Genomic DNA, 18,707 nt, shown 5'->3' with positions numbered 1-18,707 from the left:
GTCGGATCCCGAGTTGTTTTTAGGAGTGGGCGCATGATCGCTGGCCGCCTGCGCGGTCAGAGGAAAGTCCGGACTCCGCAGGGCAGGGAGGTTCGTAACGCGAACTGGGGGCGACCCGAAGGAAAGTGCCACAGAAAACATACCGCCGGCCTTTGGCCGGTAAGGGTGAAAAGGTGGGGTAAGAGCCCACCGCCTTCGTGGCGACACGAAGGGCACGGCAAACCCCTCCCGGAGCAAAACCAAATAGGGAAGCGCTTGAGGACGGCCCGTCCGAGGCTTCCGGGTAGGTTGCAAGAGGTGTCGGGCGACCGGCATCCCAGAGAAATGATCATGGCCCCTTTCCGGGGTACAGAATCCGGCTTACAGCCCACTCCGTTTTTCCCTTGCCCGTTCCGGGCAAGGGAAAAATTTCACTACAAAACAGCCCGCACCGCTTGAGATTGCCGACACCATGCTCACAGCAACAGCGATCATTGCCGCCGGCGGCGCCGGCCTGCGGATGGGAACCCCTCTTCCCAAACAGTTCGGCCTCCTTGCCGGCATCCCCATTCTTGTCCATACCATCCGCGCTTTCGCGCAGGTTGCCGCCATTGCCGAGATCATCGTGGTGGCCCCGCTGGAACATCAGGAGCGGACCACGGCGCTCCTTGACGACTTCGGCCTGCGCGCCCGCTGCCGGGTGGTGGCCGGGGGCAGGCTCCGCCAGGACTCGGTGCGCATCGGCCTGAGCCAGGTTGCGCCCGCCTCGACCCTGGTGGCGGTGCATGACGGCGCCCGGCCCCTTATCCGGCCGGCGGATATCGAACGCTGCCTGGCCGCGGCCGCGGAATTCGGCGCCGCCATCATGGCGGTGCCGGTCAAGGATACCCTCAAGGAGGTGGCGACAGAGGGCCTGATCCGCCGCACCGTGGAACGGGAAGGCCTCTGGCAGGCCCAGACCCCCCAGGCCGCCCGGACCGGGATCCTGAAGGAGGCCTTCGGCCTGGCCGACCGGGAAGGGTTTATCGGCACCGACGAAGCCGCCCTTTTGGAACACGCGAACATCCCCGTGCAGGTGGTGGAGGGCTCGGAGACCAATCTCAAGGTCACCCGCCCCGACGACCTGCGCATTGCCGAGGCCCTGCTCATGAACAATCCCGTAACTCCGGCCCGGCTCCGCATCGGCCACGGATTTGACGCCCACCGCCTGGTCCCGGACCGCGCCCTGGTTCTCGGCGGTCTCACCATCCCCCACGAACTGGGCCTTCTGGGCCACTCTGACGCCGATGTCCTCACCCATGCCCTTTGCGACGCCATCCTCGGCGCCATCGGCGCGGGCGACATCGGCCGCCATTTTCCGGACAGCGACCCGCAATACAAGGGAATTTCCAGCATCAGGCTGCTGGCGCACGTCATCGCCCTGGCCGCGGAACGGCAATTCGGCGTAAACAATGCCGACATCACCGTGGTGGCCCAGCGGCCCAAGCTTGCCCCCCATTTTCCGGCCATGCGGAAGATCCTCGCCGAGGCCTGTCGGGTGGAACCGGCGGCCATCAACCTCAAGGCCAGCACCACGGAAGAAATGGGCTACACCGGCCGGGAGGAAGGGATCTGCGCCCATGCCGTGGTGCTGATGGCAGGCCTGCCCCGCTCTTACGATCGCAGGGGATAGGACGCCTCAATGGCGTGGAAGGCGCCCCTGGGTGTCAGCTCGCTTGAGTAGAGGTGAAATTCGGAGACCGGAAACGACTCCGTGCCAAAGAGGCCGTTGCCGGCCAGAAAACGGCTTACCCGGGCAAGGGGGGCGTCGCGCAGCCGGGCCAGGGTGATGTGCGGCGAATATTTGCGACCCTCCGGGGCAAGCCCCATGCGGACCAGGGCATTTTCGATCCTGTTGCGCAGGGCGCTCACCTCCTCGGTCGGCGTGAGCCCGGCCCAGAGAACGCGGGGCGCTTTCTGGGCCGGAAAACAGCCCAGCCCCCGCACCCGCAGGGAAAAGGCCGGCGCCTGGATTTCGGCCAGCCCTTCCCTGATGTCCTGAAACACCCCGCCATCCACCTCGCCGATGAAGCGCAGGGTCAGATGCATCTGTGCCGCCTGCACCCATTTTGCCCCGGGCAGGCCGTAACAGATGGAGCACAGCCGGGCGACGACATCTTCCGGCAGATCAATGGCAGTGAACAATCGGTACATGCTCCCCCTCCCCGGGCGCAGGCGCCCTGCGCATCTGTATTGACAAGCGTTCCGCGATGGAATAGTTTTGTTGGCGTCGAAACGACCATGCCAACGGGTTGCCCGCGACCGGATGAATCGTCGCGGCCGGCCCTCGGCGGCACTGCCTTTTTTCCGGGATAATCCTTTGCCGCCAATTAATTCATGTTACCTGATACGTTGGGACAGTGTCCCGTTTTTCGTCAGCCTTTTCCAGGGAGAACCCGATGTCGAACGCTCCAGCCGCCGCCAGCCGCCGCCTCTGCGTCTCCATTGCCGGCGCAGACGTGGCGGAAGCCCTTGCCCTGGCCAAAAAAAACGAAGCGGTTGCCGATGTGCTGGAAATCCGCCTGGACAGCATGCGGCAGCCCGCCATCGCCCCCTTTCTTGCCGAACTTGCCAAGCCGCTGCTCTTCACGCACCGGCCCGCCTGGGAAGGCGGCGCCTGCCAGGATGAGGAGGAAAAGCGCATTGCCCTGCTCATGGAGGCAGCCGCCGGCGGCGCCGCCTATGTGGACATCGAACTGAACAGCCCGCCGGACCTGCAGGCGCAACTCATCGCCGCGGCCAGGGAGAACAACTGCCAGTCCATCGTCTCCTGGCACGATTTCACAGGCACCGCCTCCGCCCAGGCCCTGCAGAGCATCCTCCAGCGCCAGTGCCGAAGCGGGGCGGCCATCGGCAAGATCGTCACCACCGCCCGCTGCTTCCAGGATGTTTTCCGGGTTCTCGCCCTGCAGGAGGTGGCCGCGGAAACAGGCTTTCCCCTCATCGCCTTCTGTATGGGCAAAGCCGGCATGATCAGCCGGGTGGCCACCACCGATCTCGGCGGCTATATGACCTATGCCGCTCCGGACCAGGGCGCCCCGACGGCGCCGGGTCAGCTGCCGGCCTCGCTAATCCGCCGCATCTTCACGGATCTTGGCCATGCCGATTGACGGCGGCACGGAACTATACGGCATCATGGGCAATCCGGTCCGGCACAGCCTGAGCCCGGCCATGCACAATGCCGCCTTCGGCGCCCTGGGCCTCAACAAGGTCTATGTCCCCTTTGCCGTCGAACAGGTGCCCGAGGCCATGAATGGCCTGCGCGCCCTGGGAGTCAGGGGGGCGAGCGTCACCATCCCGCACAAGCAGGCGGTGCTCGCGTATCTCGACTCCATCGATCCGGTGGCCGGGAAGATCGGGGCGGTGAACACCCTGGTCATCGAGGCCGGCAATATCCACGGCCTAAACACCGACTGGCTCGGGGCAAACCGGGCCCTGGCGGAAAAAATACCCCTGGCCGGCAGCTCGCTGCTCCTCCTGGGCGCGGGCGGCTCGGCCCGCGCCATCGGCTTCGGCCTCCTCGAAGCGGGCGCCGCCGTAACCATCGCCAGTCGCAACCCGGAAAAGGGGCAGGCCCTGGCCAAGGCCCTCGATTGCCCCTGGCTGCCCCTCGGCGAAGCCGGTCGGCACCGGGCCGATGCCCTGGTGAACGCCACCTCGGTGGGCATGGCTCCGCAGCAGGAGGCCATCCCCCTTGCCGAGGAAGCCCTGGAAAACTTCCGGGTGGTCATGGACATCGTCTACGCCCCCCTTGAAACCAGACTGCTCAAGAGCGCCAGGCTGGCCGGCTGCCAGTGCATCGACGGCCTGGCCATGCTGCTCTATCAGGGCGCGGCCCAATTTGAAATCTGGACCGGCCGCCCCGCGCCCCTGGAGCTGATGCGGCAAAGCCTGCTGGCAGGGCTTGGCTTCCGGCGGGAATAAGGGCCGACCAATCACGACATTTTTTCAGATCAAGGACTCTTCCATGAAAGAAATCAAACCCCTGGCCAGCATCGACGCCACCCTCACCGTGCCCGGCTCAAAAAGCCTGACCCAGCGGGCCCTGATCGCGGCGGCCCTGGCCGACGGCGAGTCCACCCTCAAGTGGCCCCTCAAAAGCGAAGACACCGAATACACCTCGCAGGCCCTGGCCGCCATGGGCATCTCCGTAAGGCAAGACCCTGAGGAATGGCGGGTGCTGGGCAAGGCCGGCAAGATCGCCACGCCCGGCCAGGAGATCTTTCTCGGCAACAACGGCACCGCCACCCGTTTTCTCACTTCGGTGGCGGCGTTAGGCCACGGCGACTTCACCATCAACGGCGACCGGCGGATGACGGAACGGCCGATCAGACCCCTGCTTGAAGCGCTGGCCGGCTGGGGGGTCGACATCAGGAGCATCCGCGACACCGGCTGCCCGCCCGTGGCCATCAAGGCCCGGGGCGTCAAAGGCGGTAAAACCCTGCTGCCGGAAGGGAAAAGCAGCCAGTACCTCTCCTCGCTCCTCCTGGTGGCGCCCTATGCCGCGGAACCGGCCGAACTGCGGGTGGCCGGCGAGGTGCTCTCCAAGCCCTATGTGACCATGACCCTGGCGGTGATGAAGGCCTTCGGCATCGAGGTTGCCGCCAACGCCGAGCTCAACCATTTCCGCATTCCCCGGGGCTGTTACCGGGCCCAGGACTATCTGGTTGAGGGGGATGCCTCCAGCGCCTCCTATTTCTGGGCCGCGGCCGCGGTGACCGGCGGCAGGGTGACGGTGGCCAATGTCCCCTCCCCCTCGCTGCAGGGGGATGCCGCCCTGGTGGATATCCTGGCCCGGATGGGTTGCACGGTGGAACGCTCGCCAAAAGGCATCACCGTCATCGGCAACAGGGAGCTGCGCGGGGTTACGGTGGACATGGGCGACTGCCCGGACGTGGTGCCCACCCTGGCGGTGGTGGCCAGTCAGGCCAGGGGCCGCACCGTGATCAGGAATATCGCCCACCTGCGCATCAAGGAATGCGACCGCCTGGCCGTCATGGTCAGGGAGCTTTCCAAACTCGGCGCCAAGGTGCGGGAAACGCCCGACACCATGATCATCGAGGGGATCGACGCCAACGAGGCGCCGCTCACCGGCGCCGAGATCGACACCTACGACGACCACCGCATCGCCATGTGTTTTGCCGTGGCCGGCCTGGTGGTGCCCGGGATCAGAGTGAAAGGAGAGGAGTGCGTGGCCAAATCCTTCCCCGACTTCTGGGAACGATTCCAGCTTCTCTACCGGTAAGAGGCGGCCCGGCCTCAGCCGGCGGTCGCCTCTTTTGCCCCAAAGGGCAACGGATGCTGACTTGCCCGCTGGAAAACGGCCAGCCGCTGGTCAGAGGCCAGCAAGGCCAGCAGTTCCTCCCTGGGCAACGGCCTGCTCACCAGAAAACCCTGCATCTGGTCGCAGCCGAGCCTGCGCAGGAAAACAAGCTGGTCCATGGTTTCCACTCCTTCCGCCACCACGAGCAGCTTCAGGCTTTTCGCCATGGAGATGATGGCCGTGACAATGGCCATGTCGTCACCGTGCTGCATGATATCCTTGACGAACTTCCGGTCTATCTTCAACTCGCCGATGGGCAGCTGCTTCAGATAGTAAAGGGATGAGTAGCCGGTGCCGAAGTCGTCGATGGAAATCCCGCACCCCATCTCCTTCAGCTCGTTGAGCAGGGCCACGGCCTTCCGCTCGTTCTCCATGACCGTGCCTTCGGTGATCTCGAAGATGAGGGCCCCGGGCTCTATGCCGACGCCGGCAATGATCCGCCTGACCTTGACGCAGACATCCTCCTGCCGGAACTGCCGGGGCGAGAGGTTCACCGACATCTTGAGCCCGTAACCTGCCGCCCGGATCTTCTGCAGATCCTCACAGGCCTGCCGGAGGACCCAGTCGCCGATTTCGATGATAAGCCCGGTGTCTTCGGCCATGGGAATGAAGTCGGCGGGCCCGACCAGATCGCCGTTCCGATGTGCCCAGCGCACCAGGGCCTCCACCCCCACCACCTGGCCGGAGAGAAGATCCACTTTGGGCTGGTAATGGAGAACGAACTCCCCGCGCGCCAGGGCCTTGCGCAGACTGTTCTCCACCGCCAGCCACTCGGTGAGCCGCTTGGTCATGGCCGGGGTGAAGACCTGATAGGTGTTTTTCCCCTTCTCCTTGGCGCGGTACATGGCGGTGTCGGCATTCTTGATCAACGCCTCCTGATCCTGGCCATCCTCCGGATAAAAGGCGATCCCCAGGCTGACGGTGAGATGGAACTCCTGGTCCTGGAGGCGGATGACCGGGGCCAGCCCCTCAATGATCCTCTGCGCGGCCAGGATGGCGTCCCCATGCTGCGGCACCCCTTCAAGGAGAACGATGAACTCGTCGCCGCCGTAGCGGGCCACGCTGTCGCCTTCCCGCACGCAGCGGGCAAGGCGCGCCGCCACCTCCTTGAGCAGGAGATCGCCCACCGTATGCCCCAGGCTGTCGTTGATCCGCTTGAAGTTGTCCAGATCGAGAAAGAGAACCGCCACCTTGCTTGCCTCCCGCCGGGCGTGGGCCATGGCCACCCCCAGGCGATCGTGGAAGAGCAGCCGGTTGGGCAGACCGGTCAGGGCATCGTGGTGGGCCTGATGACGGAGTTGCTCCTCATGCAGCTTCACCTCCGTCATATCGTGGAACACTCCGACATAATTGACGACATTCCCCTGTCCGTCCCGGATGGAGGTGATGGTCAGCCATTGCGGGTAGACCTCCCCGTCCTTGCGCCGGTTCCAGATCTCGCCCTGCCATTGCCCCTTCTCGACGAGGGCTTTCCACATTCCGGCAAAAAAGTCATCCGCATGCCGGTCGGACTTGAGAATGCGCGGATTTTCCCCCAGCGCCTCCCGGGCCTGGTAACCGGTAATGGCGGTGAAGGCCGGATTCACCCGCTGGATGGCGCCCTGGGCATCGGTGATCACGATGCCTTCGATGCTGTTCTCAAAGACATTGTCGGAAAGAATCAGCTGCTGATTGGCGAACCTCGCCTCGCTGACGTCCTGAACAACACCGGTGAGCTGCACCACCCTGCCGCCCTGGTCCCGTTTCTGCTCCACCTCGGTATGCACATACCGCACCTGCCCGTCCGGGCGGGCGATGCGGCACTCCATGCTCGCCATGGCCTCGCCGGCCAGCGCCGCTTTGAGCCATTCCCGCACCATGGCCAGATCCTCCGGATGCACATGCCGCAGGAAGCCGTCATAACCACAGGCGAGATCCTCGGTTCCGACCCCGAAGATGCGACAGGCCTCCTCGGAACAGGCCAGATTGCCGCGGAGCACATCCCATTCAAAATGGCCCAGGCGGGCAAGGGCCTGCGCCTTGGCCAGGCTGTGTTCCTTGCGGCGCAGATCGTTTTCCACCCGGACCCGCTCCAGGATCTCCTGATTCAGATCCTCGTTGATCTTGGCCAGATCCACGGTCCGCTCGACAATGATCTCCTCCAGGTGATGTCGGTACCGCGAAAGCTCCGCATAATTCTTGTTCAATTCGACCGCGTTCGCCTCCAGGGATCGGTTGGCGGCATACAGTTCCCTGTGCATGGCGGCAAAACTGAAATGCAGAATCAAAAAGGCGACCACGGCCGCGGCCACGGCCAGAAAAACCGTCAGCAGAACAAACTCCCGGAACTCCTCGACAAATCTGCTCACCTCCAGGGCCAGGGCCACCCGGGCCACGCCTTCATCCCGAAAATCCCGCAGGACCAGCGTGGTGTCAAAGACATACCACCTGCCGTCTATCTTCTTTGGCAGGATATCCGCGCCGAAATGGAAATCCGCCGGCAACCGTTCAAAAATGTTCCGGCAGCAGAGGAACAGGACCCGGTCATCCAGCTCCCGGATGGGATGGTTGACCGACAAGACCCGATCCTTCCATGCCTCTTTCGCAAAAAGCAGGGACATCTCCACCGCGTGATCATGCCCTTTGCCAACCTTCTCGACAAGCCGTTCGATCTGCAAACCGAACTCCACGGCGCCCAGATATTCTCCGCCATGAAAGACCGGCTGGATGATCCGATAAAAAAGGCCGTCCCGGCAGAGGTCATAACCGGCCATGGGCACCCGACGCCGGTTTGCTTCCGTCACCATGGGCCGGGCGGCGCCGACCTCGGCAAGCGGGGCCCGGGGCTGTTGCGCCTGCATAAACAACCGGTCATCCGGGGTGTAAAACTGGAACTGAACCAGGGCGGGATTTTCTTCGGAAAAAACCTTTTCAAAAAGCGGGCGGGCGAGGGCGAGGAGCCCATCCCGGTCTCGCCGCGCAAAGGCGTCCACCAGCTCCGGCCTGGTGCTGAGAAGATTTTTCAGCCGAAACCGGTAGTGACCGAAGGCCTGATCGGTTATCAGGGAAAGAAGTTCCCGGGTGTGCGCCTCCTCGGTCCGGAGTTGCTGCCGGAGATCCCCCTGACGGGAGGTGATCCCCCAGAACAAAAAACCGCCGGCCAGGCAGAGGATTGTCGCCAGCACCGTTAAGGTCGCCTTCCATTTTGAAAAAGTGGGCATCGTCTGCTGTACGCTGAAAGAGAGGCGGAACCGGTCAGAATTCTTCAACAAAAAGAAAAAATATCCATATACTATTTTCAGCGGCGTCGCACAAGCGGCGATGGCTCCGGTTTCCGCCTTGCAAGGCCTGGAACGGCGTCACCTTCCCGTCTGCCTTCCGATTTCCGCGAGCCGGTCATTTTTCCCGGCGTTTCTCGTCCGCGACCATGCCTGCCGCCTCAAGAAAGGCCCAGCCCAGCGGGTCGCCTTCCCGGCCCGAATAGCCGGAATCCCCGCGCAAGCCGGCGAAATGGGCAAGCAGGCGGTTGGCCAGCTTCTTGCCCAGCTGCACGCCTTCCTGGTCGAACGAGTTGATGTTCCAGACAAAGCCCTGGAAAACCACCTTGGCCTCATAGAGGGCGAGAAGGGCGCCCATGCTGTACGGGGTCAGGCGATCCGCGATGAGCAGGGAGCTTGGCCGATTGCCGGCAAAGCTCCGGTTGGGGTTTGCGTCCGCCTGTCCGGTGGCCAGGGCGATGGCCTGGGCGATGAGATTGGCCACCAGCTTTTCCTGGGAGGAGGTGTTTTCGACGAGGAGATCCTCGCCGTACTGACTGGCACGGAAGCCGATGAACTCGACAGGGACGACGGCGGTCCCCTGGTGAATGAGCTGGTAAAAGGCATGCTGACCGTTGGTCCCCGGTTCACCCCAGACAATGGGGCCGCTCCGCCAGGCAAGTTTTCTGCCCTGCCTGGTCACGGATTTGCCGTTGCTCTCCATGTCGCACTGCTGGAGATGGGCGGCAAAACGGATGAGCGCCTGGCTGTAAGGCAGGATGGCCAGGGTTTCGTGGCCCAGGAAATTATGATTCCAGATGCCGAGGAGGGCGAGCAGCAGGGCCGGGTTCTTCCGGATCTCCGGCTCTTCGGCGGCCAGGTCCATGGCATGGGCGCCGGCAAGGATCTCCAGCAGATTGTCGCGGCCCAGGGCAAAGCCGAGCATGACCGCGCCCACCATGGAGGTGGCGCTGTAGCGGCCGCCGATAGAGTCGAACATATGGAAGGAGCGCAGGTAGCGCCGGGGATTGTCCATGGGCGAACCCTTGCCGGTGACGGCCAGGAAGTGGCGTTCCGGCTCAAGCCCGGCCCGGGCGAAGGCCTTGCGCGCCAGCTCCTCGTTGGTGAGGGTCTCCAGGGTGGTGCCGCTTTTGGAGACGACATTGACCAGGGTTCTTTTCAGATCAAGCCCGGCCAGGACCGCCGCCGCGTCGTCGGGGTCCACGTTGCTGATAAAATGCACCCGGCGGCCGGGCAGCCGGTAGGCGGCCAGGGCCAGATACAGGGCGCGCGGTCCCAGGTCGGAGCCGCCGATCCCCACATGCACCAGATCGGTGAAGGATTCGCCCTCCGCATTGACCATGGCGCCCGAGGCGAGTTCGTCAAGAAAACCGGCCAGCTTCGCCAGTTCGCCCTTTGCCTGGGCCGAGGCTTCGGCAGCCGCGGCCGGCTCGGCAAAGATATCGCGACAGGCCGTATGCAGCACCTGGCGCTCCTCGCTGGCCTGTCCCTCGATGCGGTTCAGCACCGCCCCCCCTTTCATGAGGAGAAACTGCGCCACGGCTCCGCTCTCATCGGCAAGCTGCTGCAGGGCGGCAAGCACCGTGTCGTCGACCCGCTGGGTGGCGTAGAGGAGGTCAAGGCCCGCGGCCGAGCACCGATACTTGCGCATCCGCGCCGGGGTCAGGCCTGCCGCCCCGGTGAGGTCATGGGGGGAGGCCGCAAGCTGAACCAGACGGGCGAAGGATGGCAATTTGTCGAAATCACGAGAAAAATACAAAAGCGCTTTCCGCGACATTTCCTGAACACCTGACTGAGACATGAAAAAACCCCACCGGAAGCAAAATTTATGAGCAATTACCGATAAAATTGTTAAAAAATTGAGACGACATGCTATATACTATGGGCAATCGGCCGTCTCCGGCGGCAGTGGCGGCGCCGTTGACTACCGTATCATATCACACAGGAGCATCGGGGTTGCAACGGAGTTATACGCGGGAACATCTTTTTTCCCCTGCGGGGATGAATGATTCATTCTCCTTTTTTCTTTAACGGACAGGATAATGACTTGCGCCATGGAAGCGGTTGCTGCTGAAAAAGAACTCTTTCGCGCCTGCGAGATTATCTTCGGGCCCGACCTCCAGATTTCCCGGGAATTCCTCGAGTACCTCCAACTCTCGGGCATCAAAAGCGCCTATCGCCAGCGGGCCATGGAAACGCATCCCGACCGGGTGGCCAGCCAGACCGCGCAGCACCAGCAAAAGTCACACGACCTTTTCCTCTCCGTCCAGGAAGCATACGAAAATCTGCTCACCTTTCTGGACGCCCGGGAGAAGGGCTACCGGCTGCCGCCCGAACCGCGGCCTTTCGCGGCCCGGCCGACAGCGTCCCCACGGCCGGCCCGGCCCCAGGCCCGGGCAAAACAGCGCAGCCCCAGACCTGAACCGGCCGACAGCGACTGCAAGACCAAGACCACCTTCAGCAGCGGCAGCCGGCAGCAGAATGTTTTCTGGGACATCGACAGCCTCTATCAAGGCCCCCTGCCAAACCGGCGCCTGCTGCTGGGACATTTCCTCTACTACTCCGGCCTGATCAACTGGCGGACCATCATCCAGGCCCTGATCTGGCAGCGCACCGAGCGCCCGCGCCTGGGGGAACTCGGCCAGCGTTTCGGCATGCTCAATGAAGAGGAGGTTCTCCACATCCTGCGCAACCGGCCCACCGCGCAGCCTTTCGGCAAAACCGCCCTGGACCTGGGCCTGCTCTCCGAGCCGCAGTTGCAGATGCTGATCTTCCATCAGAAACGGCTGCAGAAAAAATTCGGCGAGTTTTTCCTGAAAAAGGAGATCCTTGCCCCCGAGGAACTGCGCGAGCTGCTGACAAGATACCAGGAGCACAACGCCAACATCGCCCGCCGGACGCAGGGGGGGCGCTTCAGCTTCTGATGCCTTTGCCTGCCCGCCGGCCCGGCCGCTGGCGCCGGACCGCCCCCTCCTTTTCGTCTCTACCCGGGATTTCCTCGAACCATGATCTATAACAACCTTATCTATCTCCTCGTCGTCATCCTGGTCATCACCACAGGCAGCATCCCGGAAAAGCCGCAGCTGCCCTGGCCCATGGCCCTCTCCCTCTTTCTGGCCAAGGGGGTTTTCTTCGCGCAGCTCGCCAGGTTTTTTTTCCGGTCCGATAAAATCGCGCGCTCGGCAGACTATTTTGCCGTGGAGCAGCGCCTCTCCATTGTCGCCATCGTTTTCTTCAGCGTCGACATCTATCTCCTCGAAGGCCAGTACTATCTAAGCAAACTCCCTTTTGCGCAGGCGCTGCCGGTGCTGGCGCACCTGGCCGGTCTCCTGCTTTTCCTGGGCTACCTGGGCATCCTCTGGCTGGCCGCGCGGCACAGTTACCAGGAAATCTTCACCAGGAAGGTCTCGACCTCCTCCTTTCTTTCCGCGAACCTGAAAATCAACTTCGCCATTGTCCTGCCCTGGCTGCTCATCTCCCTGCTCTTTGACCTGATCAAGCTTTCCCCCCTGCCGACGGCGAAAAGATTCCTCGCCTCGCCCTGGGGTGAACCGCTCCTACTCCTGCTCTTTTTCCTCACCCTTGCCTTTTTCCTGCCCACCGCCGTGGTCCGGCTCTGGAACTGCACGCCGCTTCCCCCCGGCCCGACCAGGGAACGGATAGAGGAATTCTGCCGCGGCCAGCGCCTGCGCTATGCCGACATCATGCTCTGGCCCCTTTTTGAAGGACGGATGCTCACCGCGGGCGTCATGGGCCTCAGCCGCCACTTCCGCTATCTTCTCGTAACGCCGGCGCTGCTCGAAGCCATGACCCCCGAGGAAATCGAAGCGGTCATGGCCCACGAAATCGGCCATGTCAAACGCTTTCATCTCCAGCTCTACCTGCTGCTCTTTCTCGGCTTCGGCATTCTGGCCCAGCTCAGCAGCGCCCCTCTCGTCCTGCTCCTCCTGAGTTCCGATTTCTTCTACCGGCTGGTCACCATCACCGGCAAGGGGCCGGACAAGATCCTCACCCTTGCAAGCACCGTTGTCCTGCTTGGCCTCATGCTCATCTACTTCCGCTACCTCTTCGGCTTTTTCATGCGCAACTTCGAAAGGCAGGCGGACCTTTTCGCCCTGCGGGCCATGGGGGAAGCCTCGCCCCTCATCCGGGTTTTCGAAAAAATCGCCTGGCTGAGCGGCAAGATCCGGGATCTGCCCAGCTGGCACCACTTCGGGATCGGCGAACGCATCGACTTCCTGCGGCGGTGCGAACTGGAGCCGCCCTGCGCCGACCGTCATCACCGCAAGGTGTACCTGGCCCTTTTTCTCTATCTTTGCAGCCTGGCCGGCGGCGCCTTCGCCCTTGCGAGAATGCCCGACGACTTCCTGGGCGACACGCCGAAAAGCAAGTTTGTCGAGGCGCTGATCGAGCAGAAGATGCGGGAGGAACCGGACAATGCCGTCTGGCACCAGCTGCTGGGCGACCTGCGGTACAGTCTGCTGCGCTACGCAGAGGCCATCGACGCATACAACCGGGCCCTGGTGCTCGCCCCCGACAACGTCGAGGCCCTGAACAACATGGCCTGGCTCCTGCTCACCGTGGAAAAAACCGAACTGCGCAACCCGGCCCGGGCCCTTGTCCTTGCCAAACAGGCAAGCATCCTGCTGAAAAGCCCCCACGTCCTCGACACCCTGGCCACCGCCTACTGGGCCAACGGCCTGCCCGAGCTGGCCATCGCCGTGGAAAAGGAGGCTCTGGCCCGGGCGGCCGACAATCAGGAATTTTACCGCGACCAACTGGAACGGTTCCGCACCACCACCTATTCGCTGCAGGCCCCCTTTCCGCTGCCGGCGGCAGGACACTGACCAATCGGTATCCCCCTGCCCCGCGCGGGAGACTTCAGGAGAGAGAAAATGGCGCCCCAGGGTCTTATCATCGTCAATACCGGCAACGGCAAAGGCAAAACCACCGCGGCCATCGGCCAGGCGATCCGGGCCGCCGGGCACGGCATGCGGGTTTGCATTATCCAGTTCATCAAGGGGCGGACCCAGACCGGCGAGGCCATCGCCCTGGAGCAGGCCTTTGCCGGCCGGATCGAACTGCACATCACCGGTTGCGGCTTTACCTGGCAGCAGGAGAAAGAGAAGGTGAAAGCGGCGGCCTTGGCCGGCTGGCGGCTGGCCAGGGAAAAGATCAGCAGCGACGCCTTTGAGATGGTCATCCTCGAAGAGCTGACCTACCTGATCCACTTCGGCCTGGTGGAGGAAGCGGAGATCATCGCCTGCCTCAAGGAGCGGCCCGGGCGGCAGCATGTGGTGATCACCGGCCGCAACGCAAGCCCAGCCCTCGTGGAATGCGCGGATCTGGTCACGGAAATGCGCGAGGTGAAACATCCATACCGGCAGGGGATTCTCGGCCAGAAGGGCATCGAGTTTTAAAGAATGATCAGGCGGAATCGGAAACCAGGGCAAGCTCGGCGATCGAGCCGCCCTCCCGCAGGGTCCGGCCGATTTGTCCGCCGAAGCGGAAGGCCTCTTCCTGCTGCTCCTTGCAATGCCCGTAGCGGGGGTAATACCTGCCGACAATACGCCCTTTTTCCGGTACCCTGCCGGCGAGCTTCAGGAAAACCCCGATGGTCCGCCACGGCTCCTTGCTGGGATGGGCAAAGATCATCCGGTTGACCACCGTCGCCCCGCAACGGGCAAGCTGCCAGCGAAGGCTCAACCAGTGCATGCGCCAGTACCCCCGGCAGGAGATCAGGGGCAGCACCTGCCGACCGGCGAAAAGCCTCTTCCCGTCCCGGTCGAGAAGGGAAAGGACAGGCCCGCTCGGGTTATAGGACCAGGTCGGCCCGGCGAGAATGATCAGATCATGGGGCTGTTGGCAGACACTGCCGAGGGGTTGGATGGGGATCCGGATCCGCAGGAAGGTGGTGAGCATCATGGCCAGGGTGGCGGGCACGGTGCCGATGGGAAATTTGAGCTGTTTAAGGGGCTGCAGGCGCTCCTCGCTCACTTCCACCCCCTGCCCGGCAAGGCCGGCGCTCAGGCGGTGCACCAGCCCGGCGGTCTGGGCGCTGAATGAATAATAGATGATAAGCACCTTGGCGGCGTGCTGGCCCATACTCGTCCTTACCCCTGTTCCGGCTCCCGCCGTCGACATAATGCCCTATTTTGCCAGATTGGCCCGGCCGTTCAAGATTTTTTTTCTATCCGCCCGCCCAAAAGATAGGGTAGAGTAGCAGAGGCAGAGGGATACGGCTCCGCCGAGCCGGATGGACAGCGTGTTTCCAAGCCGCCTGTCCAGGTCAATCCCCGCCAGCGGCCCGCGCCCGGAAGGGCGGCCCTCCCTGGAACCATTCCGCCGGGAAAGGCCGGGGCGGCGGCAACACTTTTCATGGGGGTGCGATGCGGATCATTGCCTTTGGCGACATCCACATGCAACACGCAAATTCCAGGCTCATTGCCGGCCTGGCGGAAGCGGACCGGCTCATCCTCATCGGCGACCTGAGCAATTTCGGCGGCAGGGCCGAGGCCGGAGGGGTTCTCGCCGCGCTCGCGGAAATCAACCCGCGCCTGCTGGGGGTTGCCGGCAATCTGGACCGCCCGGAGGTGGAGGAGCTTCTGCGTGAACAGGGCTACAGCCTGCACGGCAGAGGGGTGGCCCTGGGACAGGTGGGTTTTTTCGGGGTTGGCGGCTCGAACCCCACCCCCTTTCATACCCCCAACGAATTTTCAGAAAAAGAGCTTGAACGGTTGCTGGCGGCAGGACATGCGGCGGTGCGGCACTGCCGCTTCCGGATCCTGGTTTCCCATCCGCCGCCCCACCAGAACGGCACGGATCTCCTCTCCTCCGGCGGCCATGCGGGCAGCACGGCGGTGCGCGCCTTCATCGAAAAGGAACAGCCGGACCTCTGCCTCTGCGGCCACATCCACGAGGCGCGGGGAAAGGACACCATCGGCAGGACCCGAATCATCAACCCGGGCATGCTGCAGGAGGGGGGCTGGATCGAGATTACCGTAACCGGGGAAAACCTCGCGGCCGAGCTGCACATCGCGGCTCAGGAGAGACTTCAACACCAATGCCTGAAACACATGAAATAATCATTGTCGGGGCCGGGCTTTCCGGCTTGAGCGTCGCCCATTTTCTCGCCGGCCAGGAGCCGGAACGGGATATCCTGATCCTTGAGCAGGAAAGCCGGCCCGGCGGCGCGGTCAAATCCTTCCAGGCCGAAGGATATCTGGCCGAATGGGGGCCGCACGGCTTTCTGGACAACAACCCGGCCAGCCGCGACCTGCTCCGCGACACCGGCCTGACGGAAATCGCGCAAAAAGCGCCCTTGGGCAGTTTTGTCCGCTATGTCTGCCATGCCGGCCGCCTGGTGCAACTTCCCCAGAAACCACAGGCCCTGCTCAGCACCCCGCTGCTTACCCCCCTGGGCAAGCTGCGCCTGCTGGGGGATCTGTTCATAAGACCCGAATCAGGCGAGCAGAGCGTGGCCGAATGGGCCGCCCACCGCTTCGGCCGCCAGGTGCTGCCCCTGGTGGATGCCGCGGCCACCGGCACCTTTGCCGGCGATTACGAGCGGCTCAGCATGGACGCGGTGATGCCGGGGGTCCGCCGTCTGGAAAAAGAGAAGGGTTCGGTCCTGAGGGGTCTGATCGCCAAAAAGAAAAAGGCGGGCGGCGGAATCCTGCCGGCCATGACCAGCTTTCCGCAGGGCATGGAGCAGCTCATCACCACCCTGGCAGCCAGGGCCAAGGTCCTCTACCGGATGCCGGTTGCCGGAATCACCCGGGATGAGGAGGGCTGGGAAATAGAAAGCGCGGGCAAAACCTTCCGCTGCAAGGTCCTGGTTCTGGCCCTGCCCGTCAACGCCAGCCTCAGGCTCCTTGCCGCCTACGGTCCGCCCTTCACCGCCGTGCCCACGGCAACCATCGCCACCGTGGCCATGGGGTTCGACAGGGAGGCGCAGGTGCCGTTCGGCTTCGGCTATCTGGCGCCGGAGCGGGAAAAGCGCTTTGCCCTGGGCGCCCTTTTTTCCACCCACATGTTTCCCGGCCGGGCTCCGAAGGACCGCGTCCTGATCGAGGCCCTGGTCGGCGGCCGCCGCCACCCGGAAAAACTCAACCTCGGGGACGAAGAACTGGTGGGAAGGATTTACGACGATGTCCGCCAGCTGATCCGCCTGCCGGTGCCCCCCTCATTTTTCAGGATCCTGCGGAGCGGAAACGGCATCCCCCAACTGGAAACAGGCTATCTGGAGCTCCTGGCCTGGAAGGAACGGCTGCAGGCAAGCGCGAAGGGCCTCCACATCTGCGGATTCGGCTGGGAAGGCATCGGCATGAACGACATGATGAAAACGGCCAGAGAGGTCGCGGAGAGGATCCGGAGCACCGGCGTGGGTGCGAAGGAGGCCCCGCAGGTGAAGCCTATTTATTTCTAGCCGCCATTTTTTTCGCCCTGGGCTTGGCAAACTCCAGACAGACCCTGGCCATGGTCTTCTCGTAACACTCCGGACAGAATCCGTGCGACAGTCTCACCTGATCCTCGACCGCCTCTTCGAGCCAGTCGCCCTTGTGTTTCACCTTCTGACACATACAACAGATCGTGCGCATACTCCCCCCCTTGGTGCAACGCCGTGTGTGCGCCGTGCCGGCGCAAAGACAAATCCGCTTCCCGCCTCCTAACCCTGATTTTTCAACCGGGTGGCCAGATGTTCCACCTGGCCCCGAATGCTGCCGTTTCTGGCAATGGCCTCGGTGACGACCCGAATGGAATGCACCACCGTGGAGTGATCGCGGTTAAAGGCCTTGCCGATTTCAGACAGGGCATCCTCGGTGAGCTTGCGGGCCAGATACATGGAAACCTGCCTGGGAAAGGCAATGGTCTTTTTCCGGGACTTGGACTGCAGGTCATCCACTGAGATATTGTACTGTTCGGCGATGAAATCGCGGACCATGACGGCGGAAAGTTCGTTGCGATACCCGACGATGCCGGCGATGATCTCCTTGACCATCTCAAGGCTGGGAACGGTTTTCAGCAGGGAGGCCTTGGCCTTCAGGCCGACAATGGCGCTCTCCACCCGCCGGATATCCCCCTGGATCCTGTCGGCCAGAAACTCGACGATCTCGTCGGAAAGGGGCAGCTTGTTGTTCCGGGCCTTGCGCTCGATGATCAGACAGCGGGTCCGGTGATCAGGCGGGTTGATGGTGGTGATCAGGCCGGAAGAGAGGCGGGAGCGGATGCCGGCGTCGATATCCGGAATATTACGGGGCGATACCGCTCCGGTAAAGATCACCCGTTTGCCGCACTCCATCAGGACGTCCAGGGCTTCCGCCAGTTCGGTCTGAGTCTTGGTCTTGCCGGCCAGGGACTGCACGTCCTCCATGAGCAGGACGTCACATTGATGATGGTACTTGTCCTTGAACTGCTCCATGGTGTTATTCTTGATATTGCGCACCATCTCGGCGGTGAGCTGCTGGGAGGTGACATAATGCAGCCTGGTGCCCGGAGAGTGACCGGTGATATGGTGGGCGACCGCATGGGTGAGATGGCTCTTCCCCAGGCCTGTTCCCGCTTCAATGAAGAGACAGGGGCTCAAGGAATTGTCGCCGTTGGCAATGGCTTCGCAGGCGGAATGAGCCAGGGCGTTGCTGTCGCCGACCATGAACTCGGCGAAGGTGTAGCGGGGATGCAGGGTGCGCACCGTGGATTTCGCCACCGGCATGCTGGGGAGCCTGAGCTGCTCCTGCTTTTTCTCCGGTTCCGGCTGGCCGGAAAACAGCGCCTTGTTTTCGGCGACCGTGATCCGCACGGCAACCCCCTGGAGGCCGAGGGCAAGCAGGGCTTCCTCGATATGCGCAAGATAGTTGTTTTGCACCCAGGAACAGAAATAGCGATCAGGCCCGGCAAGGGCAACGGTCTGATCATCCGCAGGCATGCACTGCAACGGCTCGATCCACAGGCTCATGTCGCTGCTTGATAGTTTGCGCGACAAAACATCCTTAACTCTCTGCCAAAGCATCTTTTTTCCCCTCACCGCGGACAAGAAAAACTACCTATTTAAGCTCACTGAGAACGCTGAGATAACGTATGGCAGGGTTTTTAAATGAAAACCATGCGGG

Annotated in this window: 15 protein-coding genes and 1 other RNA gene; 10 read left to right on the top strand and 6 right to left on the bottom strand. The window is 62.9% G+C overall.

Annotation, left to right across the window (positions count from 1 at the left end):
- The first annotated feature begins 21 nt into the window (after positions 1-21).
- Together rnpB and ispD are read left to right on the top strand one after the other, a co-directional pair.
- Positions 22-379: RNase P RNA component class A (gene rnpB, locus ACUUL3_RS00080), an RNA gene on the top strand.
- Positions 380-451: 72 nt separating this feature from the next.
- Positions 452-1,651 (top strand): 2-C-methyl-D-erythritol 4-phosphate cytidylyltransferase, encoded by a 1,200-nt coding sequence (ispD, locus tag ACUUL3_RS00075; RefSeq protein ID WP_448553406.1) that lies wholly within the window; start codon positions 452-454, stop codon positions 1,649-1,651.
- On the opposite strand, the gene thpR is transcribed toward ispD, so the two are convergent.
- Positions 1,633-2,172, bottom strand: a complete 540-nt coding sequence (gene thpR, locus ACUUL3_RS00070; RefSeq protein WP_448553404.1) for an RNA 2',3'-cyclic phosphodiesterase — start codon at positions 2,170-2,172, stop codon at positions 1,633-1,635. The two genes, ispD and thpR, sit on opposite strands and share 19 nt — an antisense overlap.
- Before the next feature lie 245 nt (positions 2,173-2,417).
- Between thpR and aroD the strand changes: the two genes are divergently transcribed.
- Genes aroD through aroA form a run of 3 tightly spaced genes read left to right on the top strand, consistent with a single transcriptional unit; the run spans position 2,418 to position 5,263 of the window.
- On the top strand, positions 2,418-3,128 hold the full coding sequence (aroD, locus tag ACUUL3_RS00065) for a type I 3-dehydroquinate dehydratase (RefSeq protein ID WP_448553402.1): 711 nt from the start codon (positions 2,418-2,420) through the stop codon (positions 3,126-3,128).
- Complete coding sequence (locus ACUUL3_RS00060) at positions 3,118-3,942, top strand: shikimate dehydrogenase (RefSeq protein ID WP_448553400.1); 825 nt, start codon at positions 3,118-3,120, stop codon at positions 3,940-3,942. The genes aroD and ACUUL3_RS00060 overlap by 11 nt, the downstream gene beginning before the upstream one ends.
- Before the next feature lie 43 nt (positions 3,943-3,985).
- A complete protein-coding gene (gene aroA, locus ACUUL3_RS00055) occupies positions 3,986-5,263 on the top strand; it encodes a 3-phosphoshikimate 1-carboxyvinyltransferase (protein ID WP_448553398.1) in 1,278 nt (425 codons plus the stop codon).
- 14 nt (positions 5,264-5,277) lie between these two features.
- Here the strand turns inward: aroA and ACUUL3_RS00050 are convergent, their stop codons facing one another.
- Together ACUUL3_RS00050 and ACUUL3_RS00045 are read right to left on the bottom strand one after the other, a co-directional pair.
- The gene (locus ACUUL3_RS00050; RefSeq protein ID WP_448553397.1) at positions 5,278-8,541 is read right to left on the bottom strand and encodes an EAL domain-containing protein; all 3,264 of its coding nucleotides are present in this window, start codon (positions 8,539-8,541) and stop codon (positions 5,278-5,280) included.
- Between the two features lie 175 nt (positions 8,542-8,716).
- Positions 8,717-10,375, bottom strand: a complete 1,659-nt coding sequence (locus ACUUL3_RS00045) for a glucose-6-phosphate isomerase (RefSeq protein WP_448553395.1) — start codon at positions 10,373-10,375, stop codon at positions 8,717-8,719.
- Positions 10,376-10,640: 265 nt separating this feature from the next.
- Between ACUUL3_RS00045 and ACUUL3_RS00040 the strand changes: the two genes are divergently transcribed.
- From ACUUL3_RS00040 to cobO, 3 genes are all read left to right on the top strand, one after another.
- The gene (locus tag ACUUL3_RS00040; RefSeq protein WP_448553393.1) at positions 10,641-11,522 is read left to right on the top strand and encodes a J domain-containing protein; all 882 of its coding nucleotides are present in this window, start codon (positions 10,641-10,643) and stop codon (positions 11,520-11,522) included.
- A gap of 81 nt (positions 11,523-11,603) precedes the next feature.
- Entirely contained in the window at positions 11,604-13,445 is a 1,842-nt protein-coding gene (locus ACUUL3_RS00035; protein WP_448553391.1) for a M48 family metalloprotease, read from the top strand.
- 48 nt (positions 13,446-13,493) lie between these two features.
- Positions 13,494-14,018: a cob(I)yrinic acid a,c-diamide adenosyltransferase gene (gene cobO, locus ACUUL3_RS00030; protein WP_448553389.1), complete on the top strand. Its 525-nt coding sequence runs from the start codon at positions 13,494-13,496 to the stop codon at positions 14,016-14,018.
- Between the two features lie 7 nt (positions 14,019-14,025).
- On the opposite strand, the gene ACUUL3_RS00025 is transcribed toward cobO, so the two are convergent.
- Entirely contained in the window at positions 14,026-14,703 is a 678-nt protein-coding gene (locus ACUUL3_RS00025; protein WP_448553387.1) for a hypothetical protein, read from the bottom strand.
- 284 nt (positions 14,704-14,987) lie between these two features.
- On the opposite strand from ACUUL3_RS00025, the gene ACUUL3_RS00020 reads away from it, so the two are divergent.
- Positions 14,988-15,683 (top strand): metallophosphoesterase family protein, encoded by a 696-nt coding sequence (locus tag ACUUL3_RS00020; RefSeq protein WP_448553385.1) that lies wholly within the window; start codon positions 14,988-14,990, stop codon positions 15,681-15,683.
- Positions 15,662-17,026 carry a protoporphyrinogen oxidase gene (gene hemG / locus ACUUL3_RS00015; RefSeq protein WP_448553384.1) on the top strand — a complete coding sequence of 455 codons (1,365 nt, stop codon included), beginning with the start codon at positions 15,662-15,664 and terminating at the stop codon, positions 17,024-17,026. The genes ACUUL3_RS00020 and hemG overlap by 22 nt, the downstream gene beginning before the upstream one ends.
- On the opposite strand, the gene ACUUL3_RS00010 is transcribed toward hemG, so the two are convergent.
- Positions 17,013-17,198, bottom strand: a complete 186-nt coding sequence (locus tag ACUUL3_RS00010; RefSeq protein WP_448553382.1) for a hypothetical protein — start codon at positions 17,196-17,198, stop codon at positions 17,013-17,015. The two genes, hemG and ACUUL3_RS00010, sit on opposite strands and share 14 nt — an antisense overlap.
- Positions 17,199-17,266: 68 nt before the next feature.
- On the bottom strand, positions 17,267-18,607 hold the full coding sequence (gene dnaA / locus ACUUL3_RS00005) for a chromosomal replication initiator protein DnaA (RefSeq protein ID WP_448553380.1): 1,341 nt from the start codon (positions 18,605-18,607) through the stop codon (positions 17,267-17,269).
- Between the last annotated feature and the right edge of the window lie 100 nt (positions 18,608-18,707).

This window comes from Thiovibrio sp. JS02 (genome assembly GCF_053485635.1).
This window is presented reverse-complemented; position numbering and strand designations above follow the sequence as displayed.

Coding starts and splice junctions, on each gene's coding strand:
- ispD (WP_448553406.1), top strand. CDS start 452: ATGCTCACAGCAACAGCGATCATTGCCGCCGGCGGCGCCGGCCTGCGG.
- thpR (WP_448553404.1), bottom strand. CDS start 2,172: ATGTACCGATTGTTCACTGCCATTGATCTGCCGGAAGATGTCGTCGCC.
- aroD (WP_448553402.1), top strand. CDS start 2,418: ATGTCGAACGCTCCAGCCGCCGCCAGCCGCCGCCTCTGCGTCTCCATT.
- ACUUL3_RS00060 (WP_448553400.1), top strand. CDS start 3,118: ATGCCGATTGACGGCGGCACGGAACTATACGGCATCATGGGCAATCCG.
- aroA (WP_448553398.1), top strand. CDS start 3,986: ATGAAAGAAATCAAACCCCTGGCCAGCATCGACGCCACCCTCACCGTG.
- ACUUL3_RS00050 (WP_448553397.1), bottom strand. CDS start 8,541: ATGCCCACTTTTTCAAAATGGAAGGCGACCTTAACGGTGCTGGCGACA.
- ACUUL3_RS00045 (WP_448553395.1), bottom strand. CDS start 10,375: ATGTCGCGGAAAGCGCTTTTGTATTTTTCTCGTGATTTCGACAAATTG.
- ACUUL3_RS00040 (WP_448553393.1), top strand. CDS start 10,641: ATGACTTGCGCCATGGAAGCGGTTGCTGCTGAAAAAGAACTCTTTCGC.
- ACUUL3_RS00035 (WP_448553391.1), top strand. CDS start 11,604: ATGATCTATAACAACCTTATCTATCTCCTCGTCGTCATCCTGGTCATC.
- cobO (WP_448553389.1), top strand. CDS start 13,494: ATGGCGCCCCAGGGTCTTATCATCGTCAATACCGGCAACGGCAAAGGC.
- ACUUL3_RS00025 (WP_448553387.1), bottom strand. CDS start 14,703: ATGGGCCAGCACGCCGCCAAGGTGCTTATCATCTATTATTCATTCAGC.
- ACUUL3_RS00020 (WP_448553385.1), top strand. CDS start 14,988: ATGCGGATCATTGCCTTTGGCGACATCCACATGCAACACGCAAATTCC.
- hemG (WP_448553384.1), top strand. CDS start 15,662: ATGCCTGAAACACATGAAATAATCATTGTCGGGGCCGGGCTTTCCGGC.
- ACUUL3_RS00010 (WP_448553382.1), bottom strand. CDS start 17,198: ATGCGCACGATCTGTTGTATGTGTCAGAAGGTGAAACACAAGGGCGAC.
- dnaA (WP_448553380.1), bottom strand. CDS start 18,607: ATGCTTTGGCAGAGAGTTAAGGATGTTTTGTCGCGCAAACTATCAAGC.